The organism is Oceanobacillus sojae (genome assembly GCF_007991515.1).
GTDB lineage: Bacteria > Bacillota > Bacilli > Bacillales > Amphibacillaceae > Oceanobacillus > Oceanobacillus sojae.
This window is the reverse complement of record NZ_BJYM01000013.1, coordinates 125,919-148,164: the sequence shown is the minus strand read 5'-3', so window position 1 is coordinate 148,164 and position 22,246 is coordinate 125,919. Positions and strand designations below refer to the sequence as shown.

The following is a 22,246-nucleotide window of genomic DNA, read 5'->3' as shown; positions in this document are numbered from 1 at the left end:
TAAAACGCGGAGGTAAGGGAGCATGAAGGAAAAGGACTTATTGTATGGGAATTTAGATGATACTTATGAAGAAATTGCAGCTATTAGAAGGCATCTGCATCGGCATCCAGAATTGTCGTTTCAAGAGAAGGAGACACCGGAATATATCGCAGCATTTCATGAAAAGCTGGGCCATCGCGTACGAACCAATGTAGGAGGAAACGGAGTTGTAGCCTATTTAGAGGGAGCAAATCCAGGACCTACTATAGCGCTGCGTGCTGATTTTGATGCCTTACCTATTCAGGAAGAAACGGATCTTCCTTTTCAATCTGAAAATCCAGGGGTGATGCATGCTTGTGGACATGATGGGCATACAGCAACACTGCTTGGTTTAGCGAAAGTATTAAATGGAATGAAAGAAGATTTAGCAGGAACTGTTGTGTTTATTCATCAGCATGCAGAAGAGATGATTCCAGGCGGTGCAAAACCAATGATTGAGGATGGCTGCTTAGATGGAGTCGACGTGATTTTTGGTACACATCTGCAAGCTCAGGTTCCTCTTGGTGAAATTCGTTACCGGGTAGGTCCTCTCCAGGCTGCAGCAGATTTCTTTGATATTCATATTCAGGGAAAAGGCGGTCATGGAGCATCACCTCATCAGACAAAGGATAGTATTTTAATAGGGAGCCAGCTTGTAACAAATTTACAGCAAATAGTCAGCAGAAAGGTAGACCCATTAGATCTGGCGGTTGTTTCTGTAGGATCCTTTGAAGCAAAAAATGCGAATAATGTGATTGCTGATACAGCACTCTTAAAAGGAACTGTCCGTACTTTTGATAAAAAAGTACAAGATTTGATTGAAAACGAGATGGAGACAATTGTTGCTTCTACCTGTGCATTATCTGGTGCAGAAGGTGTTTTAAATTATCAGAGAGGCTATCCGGCTCTTGTCAATCATGCAGAGGAAACAGCCTTTGTTGCTGAACTGGCAAAAGAAGTGCCTGGAGTTAAAGAGGTAACAGAATCACCGAAAATCATGGGTGGAGAGGACTTTTCTTATTATCTCCAACATGTGAAGGGTACATTTTTCTTTACAGGTGCTGAGGTTATCGGCAAGCCGACGTATCCGCATCATCATCCGAAATTTGATATTGATGAAAGAGGATTGCTTATTGCAGCTAAGGTATTGGGTACCGCGGTGTTAGATTATATGGCTGAGAATAAATAGATGAGTAAAGCACTTAGACGGGTGAATAACCTTTCTAAGTGCTTTTCTTATTACTAAGAATTTACTAGGAAATCCTCGTCCTTAGCTGTAGGAGACATGGTATTTATTAGCCGCTTTTTACACAAAAAGATTGTGTTATACTATTCAAAAGAAACAGGATGCAATTCCATAGGATAGATAGTGCTGAGATTTTAATAAAAACATACTTTAAGGAGAGACAGCAAATGAATCTGGAGGCACTGATTAATAAGCATTATGAAGAATTAAATGATAATGATTTACATGTTGTCAGCTTTATCAGTCAGAATATTGACGTGTGCAAGGATAAAACTGTCACGGAAGTCGCGAAGTACTGCAATGTTTCCTCTTCGACGGTTATACGTACAACTAAAAAGCTTGGATTTCATGGCTACAGCGAATTTCGTTACTTCTTAAAAGAAGAGGCTGAACGAATGAGCAAGGCAAATCTGCAAAGTAACAGCCACTATTTTAACAGCTCTAATTTGCTGAAGGATGTGACAGAAACAATTAAGCTTTTTGAGGAAGATAAGAGCTTAGAGGAGATTTATCATCGTTTATTAAATGCAAAACGCATTTTTGCTTATGGAACAGGTTATGGACAGGATTTAATGTTAAAAGAATTCTCGAGATGTCTGTGGAATCACAACATTTATCTTAATATAATTCCAAGTAAAACGGAGCTTGAATTACTTTCTCATACAATCAATTCAGATGACTTAATCCTGGTTGTATCCCTTTCCGGAAATATGAAGTCAATTGATTCCATGATTAAAAATATAGCAGTAAAAAATGTGCCGATGATTTCTGTTACCGTATTTTCACGGAATGAATTAGCCTATATTGCTGACTATAATTTGTATTATCAGGTCTCGAATATCAATAAAGTCAATCAATTGAATGATTCATCCTTCTGTACATTAAATCTAATTCTCAGTCTGCTGTACGAAGGATTTACAAATTATAAGAAAACGCATGTATCATAATTTCAATCTTCTTCCATATAAAAAAGAGATGCTTATGCAGGAAAAGTATTCACCCCTGTATAAGCATCATTCACCCTGTTTTGACAGGGCTATTTACATATTTCCATTACTAAATGGAGCATTACATTAATGCCTTTTTCTAAATCCTCATAATCTGTCCATTCATCTGGATGATGAGAGACTCCATCCTTGCTTGGAACATAAATCATATTTGTTGGAATAAAATCGGCCGTAATCATAGCATCATGCCCGGTGCCGTTATTAATAATCGCATATTTGTAATTCAGTTTTTCAAATATTTCCTTCATGATATCTACATTTTCTTTTAACATAACACTTGGCGGTGTAGGATTACTATAGCCAATCCTGGCCATTTCAATTAATTCAGTTTTTACGTTTGTCCGTTTAGTAATTTCGTTTAATACTTCTGTCAATTGATCATATAAGTTAATCCCCTGAAGCATTTCCGCATCAAAGGTTCTAACCTCCACCTTTGCCTGTACAAAATCCGGAACAAATTGATGCGAATTAGGTGAAATATCCAATTCCCCGACCATTCCAGTAATGCCTTCTCCCAGTCCGTCGATAATCTGATTTACAGCTGAAACAAACTGTGATGCTGCAAGCAGGGCATCCTTCCGATTGGCCATTGGTGCAGTGGAATCAGCCAGCTCTCCATGAAAATTGACTTTGTATCTTCCTATCCCTGGAATATATTCAATAAGTCCGACAGGTGTATCCGTACTGTCGAGAATAGGTCCTTGTTCAATATGCAGTTCAATAAAATTTCTGATGGATTCTTTGTCCCTCTTTGCGCTTTTTAAATCTGGAATCAAGCCGTATTCCTTCATGGCTTCTCTTTTCGTTAGACCATGCCTGTTTTTTACTTTATCCAGTTCCTCTTCCGTTAGCGTGCCGACAAGTGCTCTTGAGTTGGATACACCGGTGCTCGGTCCGAATGTTTCTCCTTCTTCAGCATTCATGGCAATCATTTCAATCGGAAATTCATTTTCAATATTGTTTTCATGGAAAACACGTAAAACCTCTAATGCAGCGATGGTGCCTGCTGTTCCATCGAATGCTCCTCCGTTAACAACAGAATCGTAGTGGGAACCGATCATAATGACAGGAGCGTCTGGATTTTTTCCTTCCCTGCGTCCGAAAAGTGTGGAAAATCCATCCTCCCATACGTTTAAGCCAATCTTCTCCATTTCGTTTTTTATATACGCTTTTGCCAGCTTATCTTCCTTTGAATAGGAGGAGCGGGTAACCCCTTGCCCCGGTGTAGATGTAAAAGCAGCTAATGTCTCAATATCTCTAATGATTCTATCTAGGTTTACTTTCATTGTATCTTCTCCCTTAAAATTATTGAGCTATATTCGCGCTAATCGTATCACTTGAAAATAGGCAGTACAATATTTGGAAGCGAAGAAGATGGAATAATCACATTTTGAATAATCATTTAGGTCTGGAAAAATAATACGGAGAGCTTAAGCATTGATATAACAGTATTTTTTAAGATTAATTCCTGCTCGATAAAGCTGATTTACAGATTTATTTCAAGTTCTGATCTCGCAGAAATTTATCAGGGTTACATATTGTTGATCGGATGAAATTTTTCACTATATCCTTCTCAATCTGTATTCAGCCGGACTTTTTAACATCATAAATCCAATTTTTAAGGCTGCCTGAATATTTAATCCGAATTTGAATGAAAAATCAGAAACAGGTTATGAATTTAAAAAAGGGAAAGGATATTGTTCAGGTCATTCGACGGTGATACAATCCTCTTAAATCGCGATGAAAAGGCTTTCTGTAAGCGCAGTTTCTCTAGAGAAGATATTATACAAATTAATTACTTATTTGGAGGCGGTTAATTACGTTAAATCAATTAAAATAGATAATATGATTTTGCAAGTGCCAGCCAGATAAACGGAGGTGTGTAATGTGAGAACAAAAATTCAAAAGTTTGGTAAGACATTAATGGGTCCATTATCCATTATTATTGCTTCAGGATTATTACTAGGTATTGTTTCCATTTTGCAAAATCCATCACTTGTTGGTGAAACGTTTGCTAATGCTGTCATCATTCAAAATATTATTGGCGGGGTACAGGCGATTGTTTCCATGATGTTTGCACTGCTGCCAATTCTATTTGCTATTTCGGTAGCTACCGGAATGGCAAGAGAAGATAAAGAGATAGCCGGTTTTTCTGTAGTCATTGCATTTGTTATCTTTCATGTAGTTATCGGTTATTTCCTGAAGCTGAATGGTATAACCGCAGAAACAACATCTGTGGAGTATCTGTTACAAGAAGGCATGAATCAGGTCCGGGCAGTGGAAATATCCAATGCCTATGAATTAATGCTTGGTGTATTTACCTATCGGATGGGTGTTTTTGGAGGTATTCTTGTAGGATTATGGACTGCCTTTATTCATAATCGATACCATACGAAACAATTGCCTACTGCTTTCAGCTTTTTTAGCGGGAACCGTTTTGTTCCGATTATGATTATTGTAACGATCCCATTTGTTTCATTTGCTGCTTATTTAATCTGGCCATACTTTAATACAGCTATCAATGGTTTAGGCGGATTAATCGGGCGGTCGGGTGCAATTGGGACATTTTTATACGGCTTTTCCGAGAGATTGCTTATTCCTACGGGGCTGCATCATGTATTAAACCAATTAATCCGTTTCACTCCAATAGGTGGTACGGCGGTTGTAGACGGACAGACTGTATCCGGAGCATTATCTATATTTAACGCATCGCTTGCTTCTGCACAGCCGGACATGGAAACATTAAGAGCAGCAACGCGCTTCTTAACACAAGGGACACATGCTTTTATGGTATTTGGTCTCCCAGCTGCATGTTATGCGATGTATAAAACGGCTTATTTAAAAAATCGTCCAAAAGTAAAAGGAATGCTTCTTGCTGCAGCATTAACAGCTTTTCTGACAGGTATTACAGAGCCGATTGAGTTTGCTTTTATCTTTATTTCACCAATTTTATGGGTGTTTCATGCATTTATGGCCGGCCTCTCATTCTTCTTGATGACAGTAATGGGTGTAGCAGTTGGGAATGCTGGCGGCGGCTTGATTGATTTAACGATTTTCGGTATTTTACAAGGTACCTATACGAGATGGTATTTAATTGTACTTGTCGGTATTTTCTACGCTGTTGCTTATTACTTTGTATTCAAATTCGTTATTGAAAAGATGGATGTCAAGACTCCAGGCAGAACATCAGATTCTGAGGAAACAATTGAAGATACAAAGCTGGGGGCTTCAACAAAGGAAGGAGATAATTTAGGTGCACAAATTATGACTGCACTTGGAGGAAAAGAAAATATTGTTGAGATCGATAATTGTATTTCCAGGTTACGATTGATACTAAATGATACCTCTGTAGTTAATGAAGCCTTATTAAAAGAAACAGGATCTATGGGAATTGTAAAAATTGATCAAAAAAATATTCAGGTTGTTTATGGCGGCAAAGTTGAACAGGCTGCTCGAGCCTTGAAGCAGGAAGTAAAGAAATAATCGATGTAAAAAAGGATTGTAATAAAGGAGGGACATTCATTAAAACAGAATTGTTTTAATGATAAAAAAGATGAAAACTATTTTTGTGAAAAACTATGAGGAAATGTCGGAAAAAGGGTATGAAATTATTAAAGATGTGATTGAAACAAAGGAACAGCCGGTAATATCAATGACAACTGGCGGTTCACCAAGAGGGCTATTTACTTTGCTTGTAGAAGGAGTAAATAACGGGCTGGATATAAGTAATACGGTGATGATGAATCTGGATGAATATATTGGTCCGAAGAATGCCGTTTATACAGTAAACACCTTTATGTATGAAAATTTTTATAACAAAATTAATACGCAGCCGAAAGAAATCTTTTTAATCAATGGAGAAGCCGATAATAAAGAGGAAGAAATCAACAGATATAAAGAAGTGTTAAATGCTTATCCGAGAGATGTTCAGGTGCTTGGATTAGGAACCAATGGGCATATTGGAGCCAATGAACCCGGGACGCCTTTTGATTCGACTATTTTCCTGGCAGAACATGATGATTCTACCATTGAAAGTACCATGAGAGAATACAATATTGAAAGAGATGAAGCCCCGACAGAAATGATAACATTGGGATTTACTGAGATTCTGGAAGCAGAGAAAGTTATCCTGCTTGTATCTGGAAAACGTAAAAGTGAAGCAGTGAAAAACCTTCTGGAAGGGGAAGTTTCTACAGACTGCCCTGCAACTGCACTTAGAGATAAGGATAATGTAATTGTTATTATTGATGAGGAAGCAGCTTCCTTGCTGGATGAAGAGACGATAAAATAAGGTAGATTGAAAAGATAATTATTTATAAAAAAATACAATGAGGCACATTCTGCTTATTAACGAAGCAGAATGTGCCTTATTTGGTTTTTTGAAGGTGATGCAAACATGTTTGTATATGTACCTGCTTTTCGGTTTAACCACTCTTCCTAATACGAGGAAATAGATTTAAATGTAATCGCTTCCTCTCGTTGATAAACTTGAATTATAAAAGAAAGGGGAAGTTGATTATGACTAAAAAAGTATTATTAATCTGCGGTGCAGGAGCATCTTCAGGATTTATGGCTGCGGCAGCAAGAAAAGCTGCGAAGAAAGAGAAAGCAGATATTGAATTTAAAGCAAAAAGTGAATCTGAGGTGCATAACCACTTAAATGAAATTGACTTATTATTAGTGGCACCACATTTAAAATATATGATTGAAGAAGTGCAGGGAGCCTGTGAGGAAGCAGGAGTTAAAGCAGGAATTATTCCACAGCGGGTTTACGGTGCCCTGGATGGCAAGGGATTGGTTAAAGTAGCAAAAGATTATCTTGAAGGCGGCGAGTAATTATGGAAGAAGTAAGCAAAGATGAATTAGTATCCATTTCTATGCAGGTGATTCTGCATGCAGGAAATGCGCGCGAATTGGTGTTTCAGGCGGTGAATAAAGCTTCAGAAGCTAAATTTGAAGAAGCAGATCGATTAATAAAAGAGGCAAATGACGAAGTAGGAACTGCTCATCAGGCACAGACAAATATGCTGCAAAAAGAGGCGGAAGGTATTGATATTCCTTACTCCCCATTATTTGGACATGCGCAGGATACGTTAATGACGGTGAAAACAGAAATAAATATGATGCAGGAAATAATTAAGCTTTATAAAGAACTGAAGGGGTGAAACAAATGGAACGTTTTACAGCTTGGATGACGGACAGTTTTTCACCAAAGGTTAATAAAATTGCAAAGAATCCGTGGGTCGCAGCAATTCAGGATTCTATTCTAGCTGCCATGCCAATGGTATTTATCGGGTCCTTTGCAACGATTCTATCGATTGTAAAAGACTTTTGGGAAGGGTTTCCAGATTTCTCGATGATCAGCTCTTTTTCTTTCGGATTGTTTTCTCTATTTTTAGCTTATCTTATTCCGGAAGCTATCATGAAGCGTAAAGGTCATGCAGAGGTTTCGAAGCAGGCTGGACTCGCTGGTATCGCTTTTTTCCTATTACTCGTATTTCCGCAGTTTACAGCGGAGGGTATGATTCAATTTGATTTTAATACGTTGGGAACTGGTGGAATGATTGCAGCGCTGGTTTCGGGGATATTCGTAGGGTTTATTATGAATCTGTTTTCCAAATGGAAATTCATCGGTGAGGATTCAGCTATTCCGGATTTTGTTGCTGTCTGGTTCAATACGTTAATCCCGATTATCGTGATTCTATTAATTGGATGGCTATTTACTTTCCAATTAGAAATCAGCTTATACAGTGTGGTTAATTCCATCTTTTTACCATTAGTTAATCTGGGACAAAGCTTTTGGGGATTTGTGATTATTTTCTTTATCGGTTTTGCCTTTTTGTACACTTTTGGGATTTCAACATGGGTTATTTATCCTGTTCAATCGGCTATTGCTTTACCGGCTATTGCAGAGAACCAGGCTAATTTTGCAGCTGGCCAAGAAGTAACGAATATTTTCACAGCTGAGGCTGGTCAATTATTTTTGATCGGCGGGGGCGGAGCTACTTTAGCGCTATGTATTATGCTTGCCTTTATGGCTAAGTCACAGCGGTTAAAAATGATTGGGAAGGCATCGCTTATTCCATCTATTTTCAATATTAATGAACCAATTGTATTTGGTGCACCAATTGCATTTAACCCGGTTTTAATGATACCTATGTGGATTAATGGACTGGTAGGTCCAATATTAACCTGGATTGTTTTGAAGGTTGGTCTGGTTCCAATTCCGCATGAACCGTTCCAGCTCTGGTATTTACCTGGACCGATTTTAAACTGGCTTGTGACAGCATCGATTACTGGGTTGATTTACTTCTTTGTGATTTTTGCAGCTTCATGGGTTATTTACTATCCATTTTTCAAAATTTACGATAAACAAGCTATAGAGCAAGATAAAGAATTATTAGAGGAAGGGGAATGATTAAATTGAGAAAAAATAACTACGCAAGCTTTCCAGAAGATTTTCTTTGGGGAGGTGCAATTGCTGCAAGTCAGGCAGATGGTGCCTGGCAAGCTGATGGCAAAAAGCTAAACAGCTCAGATGTGCAGCCTTATTTAAAAGGAAAATCAAATGATGAAATTCAACAATTAGAAAAACTTGGGATGACGTTGGAAGAAGTAAAGAAAAATGTAGCAGATACCGGGCAGTATTTTCCGAAACGTTTTGGAATTGATTTCTATCATACGTATGAATCAGATCTGGAACTCTTAGCAGAGATGGGCTTTAAAACCTTCCGTACGTCAATAGATTGGGCAAGAGTATTTCCAAACGGAGATGAGAAGGAGCCAAACGAAGTAGCACTAGCTCATTATGGAAAAATGATTGATAAGATGAAGTCTTTAGGTATCGAGCCAATTATCACCATGCTTCATTATGAAACGCCGATTCATATCACATTGGAGTATGGAGGCTGGACGAATAAAGCTGTTATTGAGATGTTTGAACGATATGGAAAAGTGTTATTAGAACGTTTCGGCGATCGGGTGAAATATTGGATTGTCATTAATCAGGTCAATATGGTGCAGATTGAGCCATTTCTTTCGCTTGGCGTATGCAGTGATCAATATAAACGCAAGGAAGAAGCGGAATACCAGGGTGTCTACAATCAATTGGTAGCTTCAGCGAAGATTCGGAAATACGCAAAAACCTTGCCGTATGATTTGCAAATTGGCACGATGGTAGCTGATTGTACAGTTTATCCATATTCCTGCAAGCCTAGTGATATTATTCTTGCTATGGAGCATAACCGTATGCAGTATTTCTTTACTGATGTACAGTTCCGAGGCGATATTCCAGTTTACGCAGAAAGGTATTTTACAGAAAATAATATTCATTTGGATATCACAGATGAAGAGCGGGCATTACTAAAAGAAAACACAATGGATTATCTTGGTATTTCCTATTATTTTTCACAAATGGTGGATGCAGAAAAGAATGTGAACAAAGCAGATTCTATTACGCCAAATCCACATTTAGATGCGAACCCATGGGGCTGGAATGTCGATCCACAAGGCTTATACAATTCGCTTTCCCAATATTGGGACCGTTATGAAAAACCTATTGTTATCGCTGAAAATGGTTTTGGCATGTATGATGAGTTAGTAGATGGCAAAGTTCATGATGACTATCGTATTGCCTATTTAGGAGATCATATTGAACAGATTGGACGTGCCATTCAAAATGGGGCAAATGTTATCGGCTATTGTGCATGGGGACCAATTGATATCGTCAGCTGCTCTTCCCAGCAAATGTCCAAGCGCTACGGTTTTATCTATGTCGATTTGGATGATGAAGGAAATGGAACTGGAAAACGAATTAAAAAGGACAGCTTTGATTGGTACAAACAGGTTATCGCAACAAATGGTTCTGAAATATAAGCAGTAATAGAAAAAAGGGGTGGCAGGCACCCCTTTTTTCTCTATAAGGAATGATTATTATGAACAACACAGAAATGCTCTTAGATTATTTAAGAAAACAGGCAGGAGAACATTATGTATCTTCCAAAACGTTGGCAGAGGCTTTAAGTGTAAGTGATCGTACGGTTCGGAATTATGTGAAAGCAATCAATGAAAAGCATCCCAACCTGATTGAATCCAGCAGAGCAGGCTATCGCATCGGAGAAGAAAACAAGCAGGTTCATAAAGGTACAAACACTACAAGTCATGCAGAGAGCAGACGTTTTTATATATTGAGGCGCCTGATTAAAAGGTCTGAACGCGGTTTGGATTTATTTGATTTAGCAGATACGTTATATGTTTCTGATGCAACGATACGTTCGGATATGGCTCAGCTTAATCAGTTAGTAAATAAGCATGGGTTGCAGATTACTCAACAGCATCATCGGTATTTGTTGAAAGGAAATGAAAAGAGCCGGAGAAAGCTGATGATTGATTTAATTGATTATTCGAAGCCGACCAGTACCTCTTTAGAACAGGAAATCCAGATGTTTTTAGGAGATATATCCCTGCAAATGTTAATGAAATTGAGTAAAGAAAGCTTTGAAAAATATGATGTGCATCCAAATACGTATTTTTTCAAAAATTTTATTCTGCATTTAGCGATAGCTGTAGACCGTGCTTCGGACGATGAGCAATTAGAGAGGAGCTCTTATCAAGTTGAAAACCGGACTGCTGTCAGCTTTCAGGTAGTGGAAGAAATAGCGGAGCGGTTGTATAAAAATCATCAGATTCGCCTTTCTCAAGCAGATAAAGACGAACTCTCTATCTTATTTGACGGACAATCTAACCCGGATAAGACACTGGTAAATAACTATACCAGTAATGATATCGCTAAAGCTTTAGATCATGCTATTCAGGAAATAAGCGGTGTTTATATGGTTGATTTTGATAATGATTCATTTAGAAATCGGCTGCTGATTCATATTCAAAATCTCTATAATCGTTTATTACAAAATAAATATACGAGAAACTTAAGTGTTCTGAATATACGTATCAAGTATCCGATTATCTTTGATATTGCAGTCTATCTGGCATCCGTCTTGTCCAATGATCTGGATGTTGAAATCAATGATGATGAGATTGCTTTTCTCGCGCTGCATATCGGCTCTTACCTGAATAGCCAGCCGGAGGAAGAACAAAAAATTAAAACGATTATTATTACTCCTTCCTATCTGTCGCAGCAGTCAGATATTAAACAGGTTATTGAAAGAAATTTTGATGAGGATTTAGAAGTGGCGGGAGTCTATGAAGATGTCAGTGAGATAAATGCACTCCTTTCGCCAGAATTCATTATTACAACACTGGATGCTAACCAAGTAGAGAACGCTTTTGCCACGATTCATGCAGAAATTGTAAGCATACATGAATTTATCACAAAGCATGATATCACATTAATCCGAAGAAAAATCGAAGAAATCAAGCATTACAAATATGTCCGCTTTATAAAAAAGAAAATTCCGGAGCTTATTAAAGAGGAATTTTTAATCCATTTACATGAAAAGTTATCAAAGAAACAAATCATGCAGACAATCTCAGATGTATTTCAGCAAAATAGCTATGTGCCGGCAGATTATCTTGAGAAATTAAATCAGAGAGAAAAAATTTCTGCTACTTCTTATCCAAGTGGGGTGGCTATTCCACATACAATGAAGTATGAAGCGGATAAGACAGGTTTAATTATATTGATACCAGATGCACCAGTTGATTGGGACAGCAATGAAGTAAAATTAATTATTGGGATGGCTGTGAATAAACAGGACACACATATGTTTAATCAAATCTTTCCGCGCATTATTGAGCTGGTTGCCGAATCTTATCATGTGAATTACCTGGCCGGGGCTAAAAATCGAGAAGTATTTATTGACCGTTTGATTGAGCTGATGGGGTCTGGAGGATATTTTTTGGAATAAGAAAGTAAAAACAATATAATCTAGAGGAAAGAAATTGAACTGTGTGCATAAAGAGATGCCAATTAAGTCATTGAATAGAATAATGGAGGATACAATTAAGCCGCTTCATGAGATTGTGAAAAAATATGATGGTCTCTGGTCGAAAGAAGCGGAAGATTATGTATTGGAGAATGAGAAAGAGATCCAGGTTTAAGTTAAAGATAATTATATGTGTAATATAGGGCTATGAAAATGCTGTTCGATTCGAGCTGAGAATTGAATGGCATTTTTTATTTTTATAAGTGAAAGATAGAATACATTTCAAAGAGGATTTCTGTACTTCATTGGTTTAAAGCTATATTTTGCAAGCGTTTTAAAAATGTCTGTCATAATGGACACCTAATGAAATGCATGCTCTTTAATTTAAGATATAGTATTAATCAAGGAGGTTAACAAATATGCAGCTAAGCAAAAGAGAGCGCCAATTAATAGAAGTTTTTATTAAGCAAGGAACAACGCTGACAGCTCAAGAAATAGCTGGATTTTGTGATATCTCAACGAAGACTGTTTACCGGACGATTCGAAAGATTAATGAAGCATCTTTAGAAGGAGATATTATTATATCCAGCTCCGGAAAAGGTTTCGACTTAATTTATGATAGATATTTAGAGCAGGTTGTAGAGAATAATGGAATAAGAACAGCTGCTAGTGAACCTTTGAGCCGAAGAAATAATATTATTGTATCTTTACTGTTTAGATCACCGAAGCGAATCAGGATAGATGAAGCTTTTGGTGCTTATTTTGTAAGCGATTCCGTAATTAGTAATGATTTATCCAGAATAGAAAGCTTTTTAAAGCAAAACGATCTGAATCTGATTAGAAACGGTAAATATATTTCTATTGAAGGCCATGAAAAAACAATACGCAAAGTAGTGAATATGCTTATCAGCAGTAATGATTTGATAGATGATCAATTTACTACTGTCGAACACCAAATCAGTCCAGTAGATATCAACTTTATTACGTCACTGTTAGAAAAGCTGGAGGCGTGCTTTGAAGGAGGAATCCCTTATCCATATAAAATGAACATACTGTCACATATTTATATTCTTGTGAAACGCTTTCGAGATGGAGGGAGGCCGCGGGAAAGTGAGGATGGATTCCTGGATGAGGAAGAGCAGAAATTAACGGAGGATTATAAAGAGTTCTATCATATTTCTAAAAAGTTCATTCAAAAAATAGAAAACTATCTGTGTACGAGTCTGCCAGATATAGAGATATTTTATTTATTTCAATATCTGATTTCATCCCGTATAGCTGGACAATCTATCCGTACACCAATCAGTGGAGATCTTATAAAAGAAGTGACAGGTTTTTTTTCGCTGGAAGCCGGAAGAAATATAGGTATTCAGCAGCTTGGAGAAATTAATAAGAAGGATTTATACAAGCATATGGGACCGTTATTATATCGTTTGAAGAATGAAATCATGATTCAGAATGATTTGTTAGAGGATATCAAAGTAGAGTATACAGATACATTTCAGAAGGTTAAGGAGGCTGCGCAAAAAGCTTGCAGAAAGTTTCACCTAAACAAAATTTCGGAAGATGAAATAGGATTTCTAACTGTTTACTTTGTGAAATATAAAGAGTTATTAGAAGTGAAACGTAGAGTACTGATTATGTGCAGCAGCGGGGTCGGAACCTCAGAATTACTGAAGGTCAAAGTAAATAAAGCCTTCCCGGACCTGGAAATTGTAGCGGTGCTATCACAGCGGCAATTCGTAAAAAATATCGATAAGTATAAAAATATTGATCTGATTCTGACGACCATTCATTTAAATGAGGAGTTGCCAACGCCGTCCATTTTAGTTAATGCTGTATTTACCAAACAGGATGAGGGAAGAGTCAAACAAATGTTAGGAGAGATGTCGTAATGGAACAATTAGAAACCATCGACTTGCAAAAAGTAATAAAGAAAGAGCTTATTACAGTAGATTTAGAGGCAACGACAAAGGAAGGTGTAATTTATGAGCTAACAGATCTTTTATATGAAGGGGGGTGTTTAACGGATCAAGAGGCATTTATAAAGGATGTATTTCTAAGAGAAAAAGAGGGAGCAACTGGGCTGGGAAATGGCATTGCGATTCCGCATGGCAAATCTGGCAGTGTTCTCAAAACACGAATTGCAGTTGGAATTAGTAAAAATAATATCTCGTGGGAATCACTTGATGATAAACCGGTGAACGCGATAATTTTATTCGCCGTTCAAGACAGCGATGCAAACACAACACATATTTTGCTGTTGCAGCAAGTAGCTATTTTCTTGGCAGATGAAGACTTTTTAGAACGCTTAAAAAATGCAAGGTCTGAAGAAGAAGTTATTGAACTGTTTACAAAAAATAAAAAAAGAAATGGGGAGTATTGAATATGTTAATCAATGGAAAAGAACTATTAGAGGTAGCGCAAAAACATCATTTCGCAGTACCAGCTTTTAACGCAGGATCAGGTCAACTTTTTAATGCAACTCTGGAAAGCTGTGAAAAACTGAATGCACCACTAATGATGGCAATACATCCAGATGAATTAGCCTTTTTAACAGACAGTTTTATTGGTCAGGTGAAAGCGGCTGCCAATAAGACAACTATTCCAGTTTGTATCCATCTGGATCATGGGGCTTCTTTTGAACAAGTCATGAAAGCGATTCGATTAGGTTTTACCTCTGTCATGATTGACGCTTCCCACCTGCCTTTTGAAGAAAATATCGAAATCACACAAAAGGTAGTAGAGGCAGCGCATGCAGCTGGTGTGGCAGTAGAGGCAGAATTAGGAACGATTGGTGACACTGGAAATACAGTAGAAGGTGGAGTCTCAGAAGTTGTTTATACAGATCCTGAAACTGCCAAAGAATTTGTTGAACGTACAGGGGTGGATTCCTTGGCCATTGCAATAGGTACTGCCCATGGAATCTATCCGAAAAATGTGGACCCTAAGCTTCGTTTAGATATTTTAGAAGAGACAGCCAAACGTGTAGATATTCCTCTCGTGTTGCATGGTGGCTCCAGTAATCCAGACCAGGAGCTTGTTCGTTCAGTTGAAATGGGGATTTGCAAGATAAATATCTCCAGTGATATAAAAATTGTATTTGCAAATAAGCTGCGGGAAATTTTGAATAGTGGTAACAATGAGATTCGTGAACCTAATGTATTATTCCCGCCTTGCATGGAAGAAACAAAGAAAGTGGCAGAACAAAAAATTAAATTATTTAAGGCAGAAAATACCGTTCCGTTTTATCAGTCTGAAGCTGCCATAAAGGGGGTACTTGTATGAATATTGTAGGTGTAGCAGCTTGTACAGCTGGAATTGCTCATACGTATATTGCGAAAGAAAAGTTAATGAAAGCAGCACAAGAAGCCGGACATTCTATTTTTGTAGAAACACAGGGGACGATTGGAACACAGGATAATTTGACAGAAGAGCAAATTAAAGAGGCTGACGTAGTGGTTATCGCTGCAGATGTCAAAATTAACGGTAAAAATCGTTTTAAAGGAAAGAAAACCATTGAAGTACCGACAGACTTAGTTATTAAATCTCCAAATAAATTTATCAAAAAAGTAGAAGAAGTTGTGGCTCCTGCTTAAGGTGCCACACAACTTCACTAGCTTCAAAAAGAAGAGAGGTTAGCTTTATGTCGATGTTAAAAAAAATGGAATTGAAAAAACATATGATGACAGCGATTTCTTTTTTCTTACCTGTCGTTGTGGGAGCAGGTTTCCTGTTGGCAATAGGAAATATATTAGGCGGACAAAATATAGAAGACTTTAGTGCGGGATTTACTTTTGCTGATACATTAACTACTATGGGGAATTTGGGCTTAGGTCTGCTGCCGATGGTTGCAGCTACGGCGATATCCTTCTCTATCGCGGATAAACCGGGGATTGCTCCTGGGATTATTGTAGGAATGGTATCCAGCAGTATTGGAGCTGGATTTTTAGGAGGATTGCTGGGTGGTTATATTGCAGGGTATCTTGTTCAATTTATCAAGAAATATGTGAAAGTACCGAAATGGATGGAAGGCTTGATGCCTACATTGATCATACCGTTTCTGGGAGCAGCGCTTGCGGGACTGATAATGTTTTATATCATAGGTACACCTATTTCTGTTTTTACAGAGTATTTAACTGCTTATCTTGGTAACTTGAACACATCTTCTCTATTTCTTTATGGAGTGATTATAGGTGTCTTGTCATCGATTGATTATGGTGGACCTATTAATAAAATTGTCTTTTCATTCGTGTTTACCTTATTCAGTGAAGGAATCTATGAACCTATTACCGTTTTAATTCTGGCATCTATGGTAACACCATTTGGAATGACGATGGCATATTTTATTTCTAAGCTATTTCGGAAAAAAATATATACAAAACTGGAAGTGGAAACACTTAAAACGGCTTTTCCAATGGGGATTTGTCAAATTACAGAGGGATGTTTCCCGATTGTTATGAATGATATTATCCGCTGTGTGGTCGCTACAGGAATTGGTGGCGGCATCGGTGGTGGTCTGAGTATGCTTTGGGCAGCAGATTCACGCATTCCTGCAGGAGGAATGTTTGCATTGCCGACAATGGAAAATCCAATTGGTTTTATTGCTGCATTACTCATTGGATCATTGGCAACTGCGATTGCACTAATCATTCTGAAAAAGCCGGTTACAGATGCTCAGGAAAATAAAGTGAAAGAACATGAAGAAGCAGATATAGATATATCCGATTTGAGAATTTCTTAAGAGTGGGTGTAATAATGGAAATGAAAGATTATCAAAGACAGGTCTTGGAATATTTTCAAAAAGCGGGTATCGTTCTGACCCCGCTGGAAGTAAAAAATTTAGAGATAGCGGATTTTGGGTTGAGAAATTTGCGAGAAGAAGCGCTGAATCTTGTTGTATATGAAAACAATGCACATTATTGCGCAAAAGAAATGGTCCTGTTGCCAAATCAGACATGTCCTGAGCATCGTCATCCACCTGTTAAAGGTAGGAAAGGGAAATTGGAGACATTTCGATGCCGTTATGGAAAAGTCTATCTCTATGTAGAAGGAGATAAATCTTCTGCTATTCAGGCAACTGTACCTGAAGGAAAAGAAGATTTTTATACAGCGCGGGAAGAACATATCCTCTATCCAGGCGATCAGTTCACGATTTCTCCTAATGTTTTGCATTGGTTTCAGGCAGGGCCAAAGGGAGCGGTAATCAGTGAGTTTTCGACAACCAGTGATGATGCCAGTGATATCTTTTCTGACCCTTCTGTTCAAAGAGTATAGTTAAAAACGGTAGTCATAGCAGCTAAGATAGAAGGAGATTCCCCTTTTTGTGAAAGATAGGATTAGACATGAGCAGCAATTTCGGTCAAGAGAGAGATGCTAAGGTTAGGAAACGTGTATGCATATAGAATGGAAATCAATGCAAACGGCATATGTGCAATACGGTTCTATCTTAGCTTCTTTACTGTTATCAAATAATTATCAGGATCGGCAGGGAGCGTGGAAAAAGTGAAATATGCCATTGGAGTGGATTTGGGAACAAGTGCTGTAAAGCTTCTTTTAGTGAACCAGCAAGGGGAGATAGAACAGGTAGTATCTAAAGAATATCCGTTATTACAGGAAAAACCCGGCTATAGTGAACAGAATCCGGAAGATTGGGTTGAACAAACAATAGCTGGTTTATCAGAGCTTGTTGCTGATTTCTCCGGTGACGTAGAGGATATTGAAGGGATAAGTTTCTCAGGACAGATGCACGGGCTTATCTTACTTAACTCAAATCATGAGGTAGTCCGCCCAGCTATTCTATGGAATGATACGCGGACAACGGCAGAATGTCAGGAAATAACGGAGAAACTAGGTAAAAGCAGACTTCTCAAGGCAACGAAAAACATAGCACTGGAAGGATTTACTTTGCCGAAATTGTTATGGGTAAAAAAGAATGAGCCTGAAAATTATCAGAACTCCAGCTTGTTTTTACTTCCAAAGGATTATTTGCGCTTTCGGTTAACGGGGAAGTTACATACAGACTATTCAGATGCTGCGGGAACCCTTTTATTAGACGTAGAGAACAGATCTTGGAGCAGAGAAATCTGTGAACTATTGAATGTAAATATAAATTTATGTCCATCTCTTGTATCCTCGCATGAGATGGTGGGGATGATCCATGAAACAGTTTCGGAACGAACAGGCTTGCGTGTAGAAACAAAGGTTTTTGCAGGAGGAGCAGATAATGCCTGCGGTGCAGTAGGATCTGGTATTCTATCCGGGAACAGGACAATGGTGAGTATCGGGACATCTGGCGTTGTTTTATCGTATGAAGGGTCTGGAGACAAAAATTTTAATGGAGCTGTACATTATTTTAATCATGCTGCAGACAATGCATATTACACAATGGGCGTGACATTGGGAGCAGGTGATAGCTTATCTTGGTTTAGAAATGAATTTGCAGCAGAAACGGCTTTTGAAAAACTGTTACAAGAAGCGGAAGATGTGCCGATAGGAGCAAATGGACTACTTTTTACACCATATATAGTAGGGGAGCGCACTCCGCATGTAGATTCAACGATACGCGGCAGTTTTATTGGCATAGACCGGTCACATGAACGCAGTAATTTTACCAGAGCAGTCATAGAAGGAATTACATTCTCTTTGAATGAATCTCTGGAGCTGTTTAGACAGGAAGGTAAGAAAATAGATACTGTTGTATCTGTTGGTGGTGGAGCGAAAAGCAATCTATGGCTGCAAATTCAAGCAGATATTTTTGGTGTAGATGTAATTAAGTTAAACAGTGAACAAGGTCCTGGATTAGGAGCAGCAATGCTGGCAGCTTATGGGCTAGGATGGTTTCCTTCATTGGCGAGCTGTGCAAATGAATTTTTAGAAGAAAAACAAATAGTAAAGCCAATCAGAGATAATGTAACAATGTACAGCAAATTATTTACACTCTACCAATCTATCTATGCAAATACCAAGCAGATCAATCATGAGCTGATGGTATATCGAAGCGGAACAGTTAATAAACATGATTGAGAAAAGATATTTATCCAGGCTTTTTTAACAAATTGATATGCAATAAAAGAAGTGCCTGCTTTCAAGATAATCTATCAATTGAAGGAGGTACTTTTTGTCATGCTGTATGAAGTCTTTGACCCAAACCCGGTTATAAGTAATAATAGAAGAAAATGCATATAAATCTATTTTAGGAGGCCACTATGCTTACAATCGGTTATATAGGAAATGGAAAAAGCACAAACAGATACCATTTGCCATTCGTACTGCAAAGAGAGAATATAAAGGTGAAAACAATTTATCGGAGAAACCCTGACCATGATAACTGGGATAAGATTAAAGGGGTTCATTATACTTCTGATTTAAATGAACTATTACAGGATGAGGAAATTCAACTCATTGTGATTTGCACAAAACACGACAGCCACTATGAATACGCAAAACTTGTGTTAGAACATAATAAGCACTGTCTGGTCGAAAAGCCTTTTATGGAAACCTCCGGACAGGCAAAAGAAATATTTGCGTTGGCAAAAGAGAAAGGGTTAATTGTACAGGCATATCAAAACAGACGTTTTGATAGTGATTTTTTAACTGTTCAAAAAGTGATAGAAGAAGGGAAAATCGGGGACTTGCTGGAGGTGGAAATGCACTATGACTATTACCGCCCTGAAGTGCCGGAGTCTGCCGATTCCTTTGACCCCAATTCATCATTTCTATATGGACATGGCTGTCATACGCTGGATCAGGTTATCAGCTATTTCGGCAAGCCGGATGATATCCGTTATGATGTGAAACAATTGCTGGGGCAGGGAAGAATGAATGACTATTTCGATCTCGATCTATATTACGGCAGGTTAAAAGTATCTGTGAAATCCAGTTATTTCAGGCTGAAGGAAAGACCGAGCTTTGTTGTCCATGGTAACAAAGGGTGCTTTATCAAAGAAACAAAGGATCGTCAGGAAGAGCACTTAAAGCTATTTTATATGCCTGATAATAAGGATTTTGGTATAGATACCATCCATCATTACGGTGTACTGACTTATATTGATGAAGAAGGGACCATTCATGAAGAAAAGGTGCCATCCGTCAATGGAGATTACGGAAGAGTATACGATGATGTGTACGAAGCTGTGATAAATGGGAAGGATAAAACTATTACGGATGAGCAGACGCTGCTGCAAATGGAAATGTTAGAAACAGGGGTAAAAAATTTAAAGTAAAAAAGAAGAATGATGGGGTAATGCAGACTGATAGAACCTGGGTGAACAAACTAAATTGTTTATCCAGGTTTTTGGATGTGTAAAACATATAACCGTGCGATTCTTAGCAAGGAACCGCGATGACAGTAAAAAAAGCCTGAAACGAAGATTTTCCAACGTTTCAGACTTTGAGCTTCACTAATATTTTTAAAATGTTAATGACGCCATATTTTATCCAATTATCTGTAAGCCATCCTCTATAAGATTCCAAAATAAGTTAAGGCTATTGTCAGAAGCATCATAATGACAATAATCATGGCCGCGTGAGAGCCTTTTGTTTTCTTGAGAACATGGTAAACAGTAATCGTAACTGCCAGACTTAAAACAGATGGCATAATTTGATCAAGCATTTCCTGGATAGCAATGACGTTCTCTCCAACTTCACCGGTGACACTGGATCCCGTTGATATTTCTAAGGGGGTCTGCACCTTGATTATCGTTGAAATAAGTGCGCCGACGACCATCAGTCCAACGACATTAGCCATCGTGGAAATTCTTTGAATTAAATTGCTTTCCTGGTTGTCATTCAGGAAGCCAATACCCTTTTTGTATCCATATACAATAGCATAATATCTAAGGCCAATGTTCACGATATTATAAAGAATAAACATCAGAATAGGTCCAATAATACTTCCGCTGAAAGCTAAGGATGCTCCGATACTGCCGATGATTGGTACCCATGTGAATTTAATCAGACTGTCACCCAGTCCAGCCAATGGACCCATGAGACCAGTTTTCAATGAATTAATTCCTTCTTTTTCATCTGGTCCTGTTGATTCCTCCATAGCAGCCGTAACTGCTAAGATTACTGCATCACCGTTAACATGAGAATTATAAAATTGAGTGTGTCGTCTCATTGCATCGGATAATTCTTCTTTATCGGTATATGTTTTTTCTAATACAGGAGCAATGGCACGCATAAATCCGACACCCTGTAATGTTTCATAGTTCAATGTGATTCGCATGGTGTTTAATCGCATGAACAACTTCCATAAATCTCTTTTAGTCAGTTTTTGTTCCATTACAGATCATACTCCTCTTCTCCTGTATTTTTGGATGATTCATTCGCTCCATTTGCGCCTGCTGCCGTTTTGCGTGTAATCATTTCATAGAAATATGCAAACACAATCGCGATTAAAGTCATTGGAAGAATATCTAATCCTAAGTAGGAAGAAAAAACAAATCCGAGAATTAAGAACATCCAAAGCTCAAACTTTTTAAGCATGGCAAGCATTAATAAGGCAATACCTACAGCCGGAATGATGCTGCCGGCGGTTTCCAATCCGTTAATGACAAAGGTTGGCAAAGCATCTACAGCCGATTGAATTGCCCCAGCCCCAAAATAAAGAGCTATAAATGTAGGAACAGCACGAGCTGCACCAGTTAACAATGCTGGCGGATAGATTAACCAGAAGGTCCCTTTCACATCGGCGTTGTCGGCCAGCCGTTTTGCCCAGCTATTTAATGAAACGTTGATTGTCTGTATTAATACCAGTAATTGCTGAGCTAAAATAGAAGTCGGGATAGCTAGAGTAATCGCAGTTGCAACCGCTGTTTCGATACTTCCATTTGTACTCATAATAGCTAATGAAGTACTGATAATTGTCCCTGTAATCAGGTCAGGTGCCATATATGCGCCTACATTTCCAATACCCATCCACATTATTTCAAGAGTCGCGCCGATTGCCAGCCCAGCTTGAACATCTCCTAAAATAAACCCGATAATTGGTGCAATTAATAATGGTCTTCGAAACATTTTTGTACTTACATCATCAATTCCGAGAATAAAAGCTATTAAGGTAATTACAATAATAGTCATGGTCATGA

General features: G+C 38.1%; 21 protein-coding genes. 18 read left to right on the top strand and 3 right to left on the bottom strand.

All coding sequences use genetic code 11. The annotated features are described in order from the left end of the window. Positions 1 to 22 precede the first annotated feature (22 nt). Positions 23 to 1,207, top strand: a complete 1,185-nt coding sequence (locus OSO01_RS15685) for a M20 family metallopeptidase (RefSeq protein ID WP_147211413.1) — start codon at positions 23 to 25, stop codon at positions 1,205 to 1,207. A gap of 224 nt (positions 1,208 to 1,431) precedes the next feature. Beyond that, positions 1,432 to 2,211, top strand: coding sequence for a MurR/RpiR family transcriptional regulator (locus tag OSO01_RS15680; protein WP_147211412.1), 780 nt, complete (start codon positions 1,432 to 1,434; stop codon positions 2,209 to 2,211). Between the two features lie 89 nt (positions 2,212 to 2,300). Here the strand turns inward: OSO01_RS15680 and OSO01_RS15675 are convergent, their stop codons facing one another. Beyond that, on the bottom strand, positions 2,301 to 3,557 hold the full coding sequence (locus tag OSO01_RS15675) for a Zn-dependent hydrolase (protein ID WP_147211411.1): 1,257 nt from the start codon (positions 3,555 to 3,557) through the stop codon (positions 2,301 to 2,303). Between the two features lie 601 nt (positions 3,558 to 4,158). Between OSO01_RS15675 and OSO01_RS15670 the strand changes: the two genes are divergently transcribed. From OSO01_RS15670 to OSO01_RS15600, 16 genes are all read left to right on the top strand, one after another. Then, positions 4,159 to 5,754: a PTS transporter subunit EIIC gene (locus OSO01_RS15670; protein ID WP_147211410.1), complete on the top strand. Its 1,596-nt coding sequence runs from the start codon at positions 4,159 to 4,161 to the stop codon at positions 5,752 to 5,754. Positions 5,755 to 5,824: 70 nt separating this feature from the next. After that, complete coding sequence (locus OSO01_RS15665; protein WP_147211409.1) at positions 5,825 to 6,562, top strand: glucosamine-6-phosphate deaminase; 738 nt, start codon at positions 5,825 to 5,827, stop codon at positions 6,560 to 6,562. A 227-nt stretch (positions 6,563 to 6,789) separates the two neighbouring features. After that, entirely contained in the window at positions 6,790 to 7,107 is a 318-nt protein-coding gene (locus OSO01_RS15660) for a PTS sugar transporter subunit IIB (protein ID WP_147211408.1), read from the top strand. A 2-nt stretch (positions 7,108 to 7,109) separates the two neighbouring features. Then, complete coding sequence (locus OSO01_RS15655) at positions 7,110 to 7,436, top strand: PTS lactose/cellobiose transporter subunit IIA (RefSeq protein ID WP_147211407.1); 327 nt, start codon at positions 7,110 to 7,112, stop codon at positions 7,434 to 7,436. Between the two features lie 5 nt (positions 7,437 to 7,441). Further along, entirely contained in the window at positions 7,442 to 8,689 is a 1,248-nt protein-coding gene (locus OSO01_RS15650) for a PTS sugar transporter subunit IIC (protein WP_147211406.1), read from the top strand. After that, positions 8,686 to 10,146 (top strand): glycoside hydrolase family 1 protein, encoded by a 1,461-nt coding sequence (locus OSO01_RS15645; RefSeq protein ID WP_147211405.1) that lies wholly within the window; start codon positions 8,686 to 8,688, stop codon positions 10,144 to 10,146. The genes OSO01_RS15650 and OSO01_RS15645 overlap by 4 nt, the downstream gene beginning before the upstream one ends. Before the next feature lie 59 nt (positions 10,147 to 10,205). Beyond that, positions 10,206 to 12,137 (top strand): BglG family transcription antiterminator, encoded by a 1,932-nt coding sequence (locus tag OSO01_RS15640; protein ID WP_186813681.1) that lies wholly within the window; start codon positions 10,206 to 10,208, stop codon positions 12,135 to 12,137. Positions 12,138 to 12,171: 34 nt separating this feature from the next. Beyond that, positions 12,172 to 12,330: a hypothetical protein gene (locus tag OSO01_RS23425; protein ID WP_186813680.1), complete on the top strand. Its 159-nt coding sequence runs from the start codon at positions 12,172 to 12,174 to the stop codon at positions 12,328 to 12,330. A 244-nt stretch (positions 12,331 to 12,574) separates the two neighbouring features. After that, positions 12,575 to 14,050: a BglG family transcription antiterminator gene (locus OSO01_RS15635; RefSeq protein WP_147211403.1), complete on the top strand. Its 1,476-nt coding sequence runs from the start codon at positions 12,575 to 12,577 to the stop codon at positions 14,048 to 14,050. Further along, entirely contained in the window at positions 14,050 to 14,541 is a 492-nt protein-coding gene (locus OSO01_RS15630; RefSeq protein WP_147211402.1) for a PTS sugar transporter subunit IIA, read from the top strand. Before OSO01_RS15635 ends, OSO01_RS15630 begins: the two co-directional genes overlap by 1 nt. A 2-nt stretch (positions 14,542 to 14,543) precedes the next feature. Then, positions 14,544 to 15,443 carry a ketose-bisphosphate aldolase gene (locus tag OSO01_RS15625; RefSeq protein ID WP_147211401.1) on the top strand — a complete coding sequence of 300 codons (900 nt, stop codon included), beginning with the start codon at positions 14,544 to 14,546 and terminating at the stop codon, positions 15,441 to 15,443. Further along, positions 15,440 to 15,754 carry a PTS fructose transporter subunit IIB gene (locus OSO01_RS15620; RefSeq protein WP_147211400.1) on the top strand — a complete coding sequence of 105 codons (315 nt, stop codon included), beginning with the start codon at positions 15,440 to 15,442 and terminating at the stop codon, positions 15,752 to 15,754. Before OSO01_RS15625 ends, OSO01_RS15620 begins: the two co-directional genes overlap by 4 nt. Before the next feature lie 47 nt (positions 15,755 to 15,801). After that, positions 15,802 to 16,899, top strand: a complete 1,098-nt coding sequence (locus OSO01_RS15615) for a PTS fructose transporter subunit IIC (protein WP_147211399.1) — start codon at positions 15,802 to 15,804, stop codon at positions 16,897 to 16,899. Positions 16,900 to 16,919: 20 nt separating this feature from the next. Next, positions 16,920 to 17,432 (top strand): D-lyxose/D-mannose family sugar isomerase, encoded by a 513-nt coding sequence (locus OSO01_RS15610; protein ID WP_186813684.1) that lies wholly within the window; start codon positions 16,920 to 16,922, stop codon positions 17,430 to 17,432. 228 nt (positions 17,433 to 17,660) lie between these two features. Continuing rightward, the gene (gene xylB, locus OSO01_RS15605) at positions 17,661 to 19,181 is read left to right on the top strand and encodes a xylulokinase (RefSeq protein WP_147211436.1); all 1,521 of its coding nucleotides are present in this window, start codon (positions 17,661 to 17,663) and stop codon (positions 19,179 to 19,181) included. Positions 19,182 to 19,363: 182 nt separating this feature from the next. After that, the gene (locus OSO01_RS15600; protein ID WP_147211397.1) at positions 19,364 to 20,380 is read left to right on the top strand and encodes an oxidoreductase; all 1,017 of its coding nucleotides are present in this window, start codon (positions 19,364 to 19,366) and stop codon (positions 20,378 to 20,380) included. A 236-nt stretch (positions 20,381 to 20,616) separates the two neighbouring features. Here the strand turns inward: OSO01_RS15600 and OSO01_RS15595 are convergent, their stop codons facing one another. Both OSO01_RS15595 and OSO01_RS15590 read right to left on the bottom strand, forming a co-directional pair. Further along, positions 20,617 to 21,441, bottom strand: a complete 825-nt coding sequence (locus tag OSO01_RS15595; RefSeq protein WP_147211396.1) for a PTS system mannose/fructose/sorbose family transporter subunit IID — start codon at positions 21,439 to 21,441, stop codon at positions 20,617 to 20,619. Beyond that, positions 21,441 to 22,244 (bottom strand): PTS mannose/fructose/sorbose/N-acetylgalactosamine transporter subunit IIC, encoded by an 804-nt coding sequence (locus tag OSO01_RS15590; protein WP_222595740.1) that lies wholly within the window; start codon positions 22,242 to 22,244, stop codon positions 21,441 to 21,443. Before OSO01_RS15590 ends, OSO01_RS15595 begins: the two co-directional genes overlap by 1 nt. Between the last annotated feature and the right edge of the window lie 2 nt (positions 22,245 to 22,246).

Excerpts from the sequence above, each read along its gene's own strand:
- OSO01_RS15685 (WP_147211413.1), top strand. The coding sequence starts at position 23 with ATGAAGGAAAAGGACTTATTGTATGGGAATTTAGATGATACTTATGAA.
- OSO01_RS15680 (WP_147211412.1), top strand. The coding sequence starts at position 1,432 with ATGAATCTGGAGGCACTGATTAATAAGCATTATGAAGAATTAAATGAT.
- OSO01_RS15675 (WP_147211411.1), bottom strand. The coding sequence starts at position 3,557 with ATGAAAGTAAACCTAGATAGAATCATTAGAGATATTGAGACATTAGCT.
- OSO01_RS15665 (WP_147211409.1), top strand. The coding sequence starts at position 5,825 with ATGAAAACTATTTTTGTGAAAAACTATGAGGAAATGTCGGAAAAAGGG.
- OSO01_RS15660 (WP_147211408.1), top strand. The coding sequence starts at position 6,790 with ATGACTAAAAAAGTATTATTAATCTGCGGTGCAGGAGCATCTTCAGGA.
- OSO01_RS15655 (WP_147211407.1), top strand. The coding sequence starts at position 7,110 with ATGGAAGAAGTAAGCAAAGATGAATTAGTATCCATTTCTATGCAGGTG.
- OSO01_RS15650 (WP_147211406.1), top strand. The coding sequence starts at position 7,442 with ATGGAACGTTTTACAGCTTGGATGACGGACAGTTTTTCACCAAAGGTT.
- OSO01_RS15645 (WP_147211405.1), top strand. The coding sequence starts at position 8,686 with ATGATTAAATTGAGAAAAAATAACTACGCAAGCTTTCCAGAAGATTTT.
- OSO01_RS15640 (WP_186813681.1), top strand. The coding sequence starts at position 10,206 with ATGAACAACACAGAAATGCTCTTAGATTATTTAAGAAAACAGGCAGGA.
- OSO01_RS15635 (WP_147211403.1), top strand. The coding sequence starts at position 12,575 with ATGCAGCTAAGCAAAAGAGAGCGCCAATTAATAGAAGTTTTTATTAAG.
- OSO01_RS15630 (WP_147211402.1), top strand. The coding sequence starts at position 14,050 with ATGGAACAATTAGAAACCATCGACTTGCAAAAAGTAATAAAGAAAGAG.
- OSO01_RS15625 (WP_147211401.1), top strand. The coding sequence starts at position 14,544 with ATGTTAATCAATGGAAAAGAACTATTAGAGGTAGCGCAAAAACATCAT.
- OSO01_RS15620 (WP_147211400.1), top strand. The coding sequence starts at position 15,440 with ATGAATATTGTAGGTGTAGCAGCTTGTACAGCTGGAATTGCTCATACG.
- OSO01_RS15615 (WP_147211399.1), top strand. The coding sequence starts at position 15,802 with ATGTCGATGTTAAAAAAAATGGAATTGAAAAAACATATGATGACAGCG.
- OSO01_RS15610 (WP_186813684.1), top strand. The coding sequence starts at position 16,920 with ATGAAAGATTATCAAAGACAGGTCTTGGAATATTTTCAAAAAGCGGGT.
- OSO01_RS15600 (WP_147211397.1), top strand. The coding sequence starts at position 19,364 with ATGCTTACAATCGGTTATATAGGAAATGGAAAAAGCACAAACAGATAC.
- OSO01_RS15595 (WP_147211396.1), bottom strand. The coding sequence starts at position 21,441 with ATGGAACAAAAACTGACTAAAAGAGATTTATGGAAGTTGTTCATGCGA.
- OSO01_RS15590 (WP_222595740.1), bottom strand. The coding sequence starts at position 22,244 with ATGACCATGACTATTATTGTAATTACCTTAATAGCTTTTATTCTCGGA.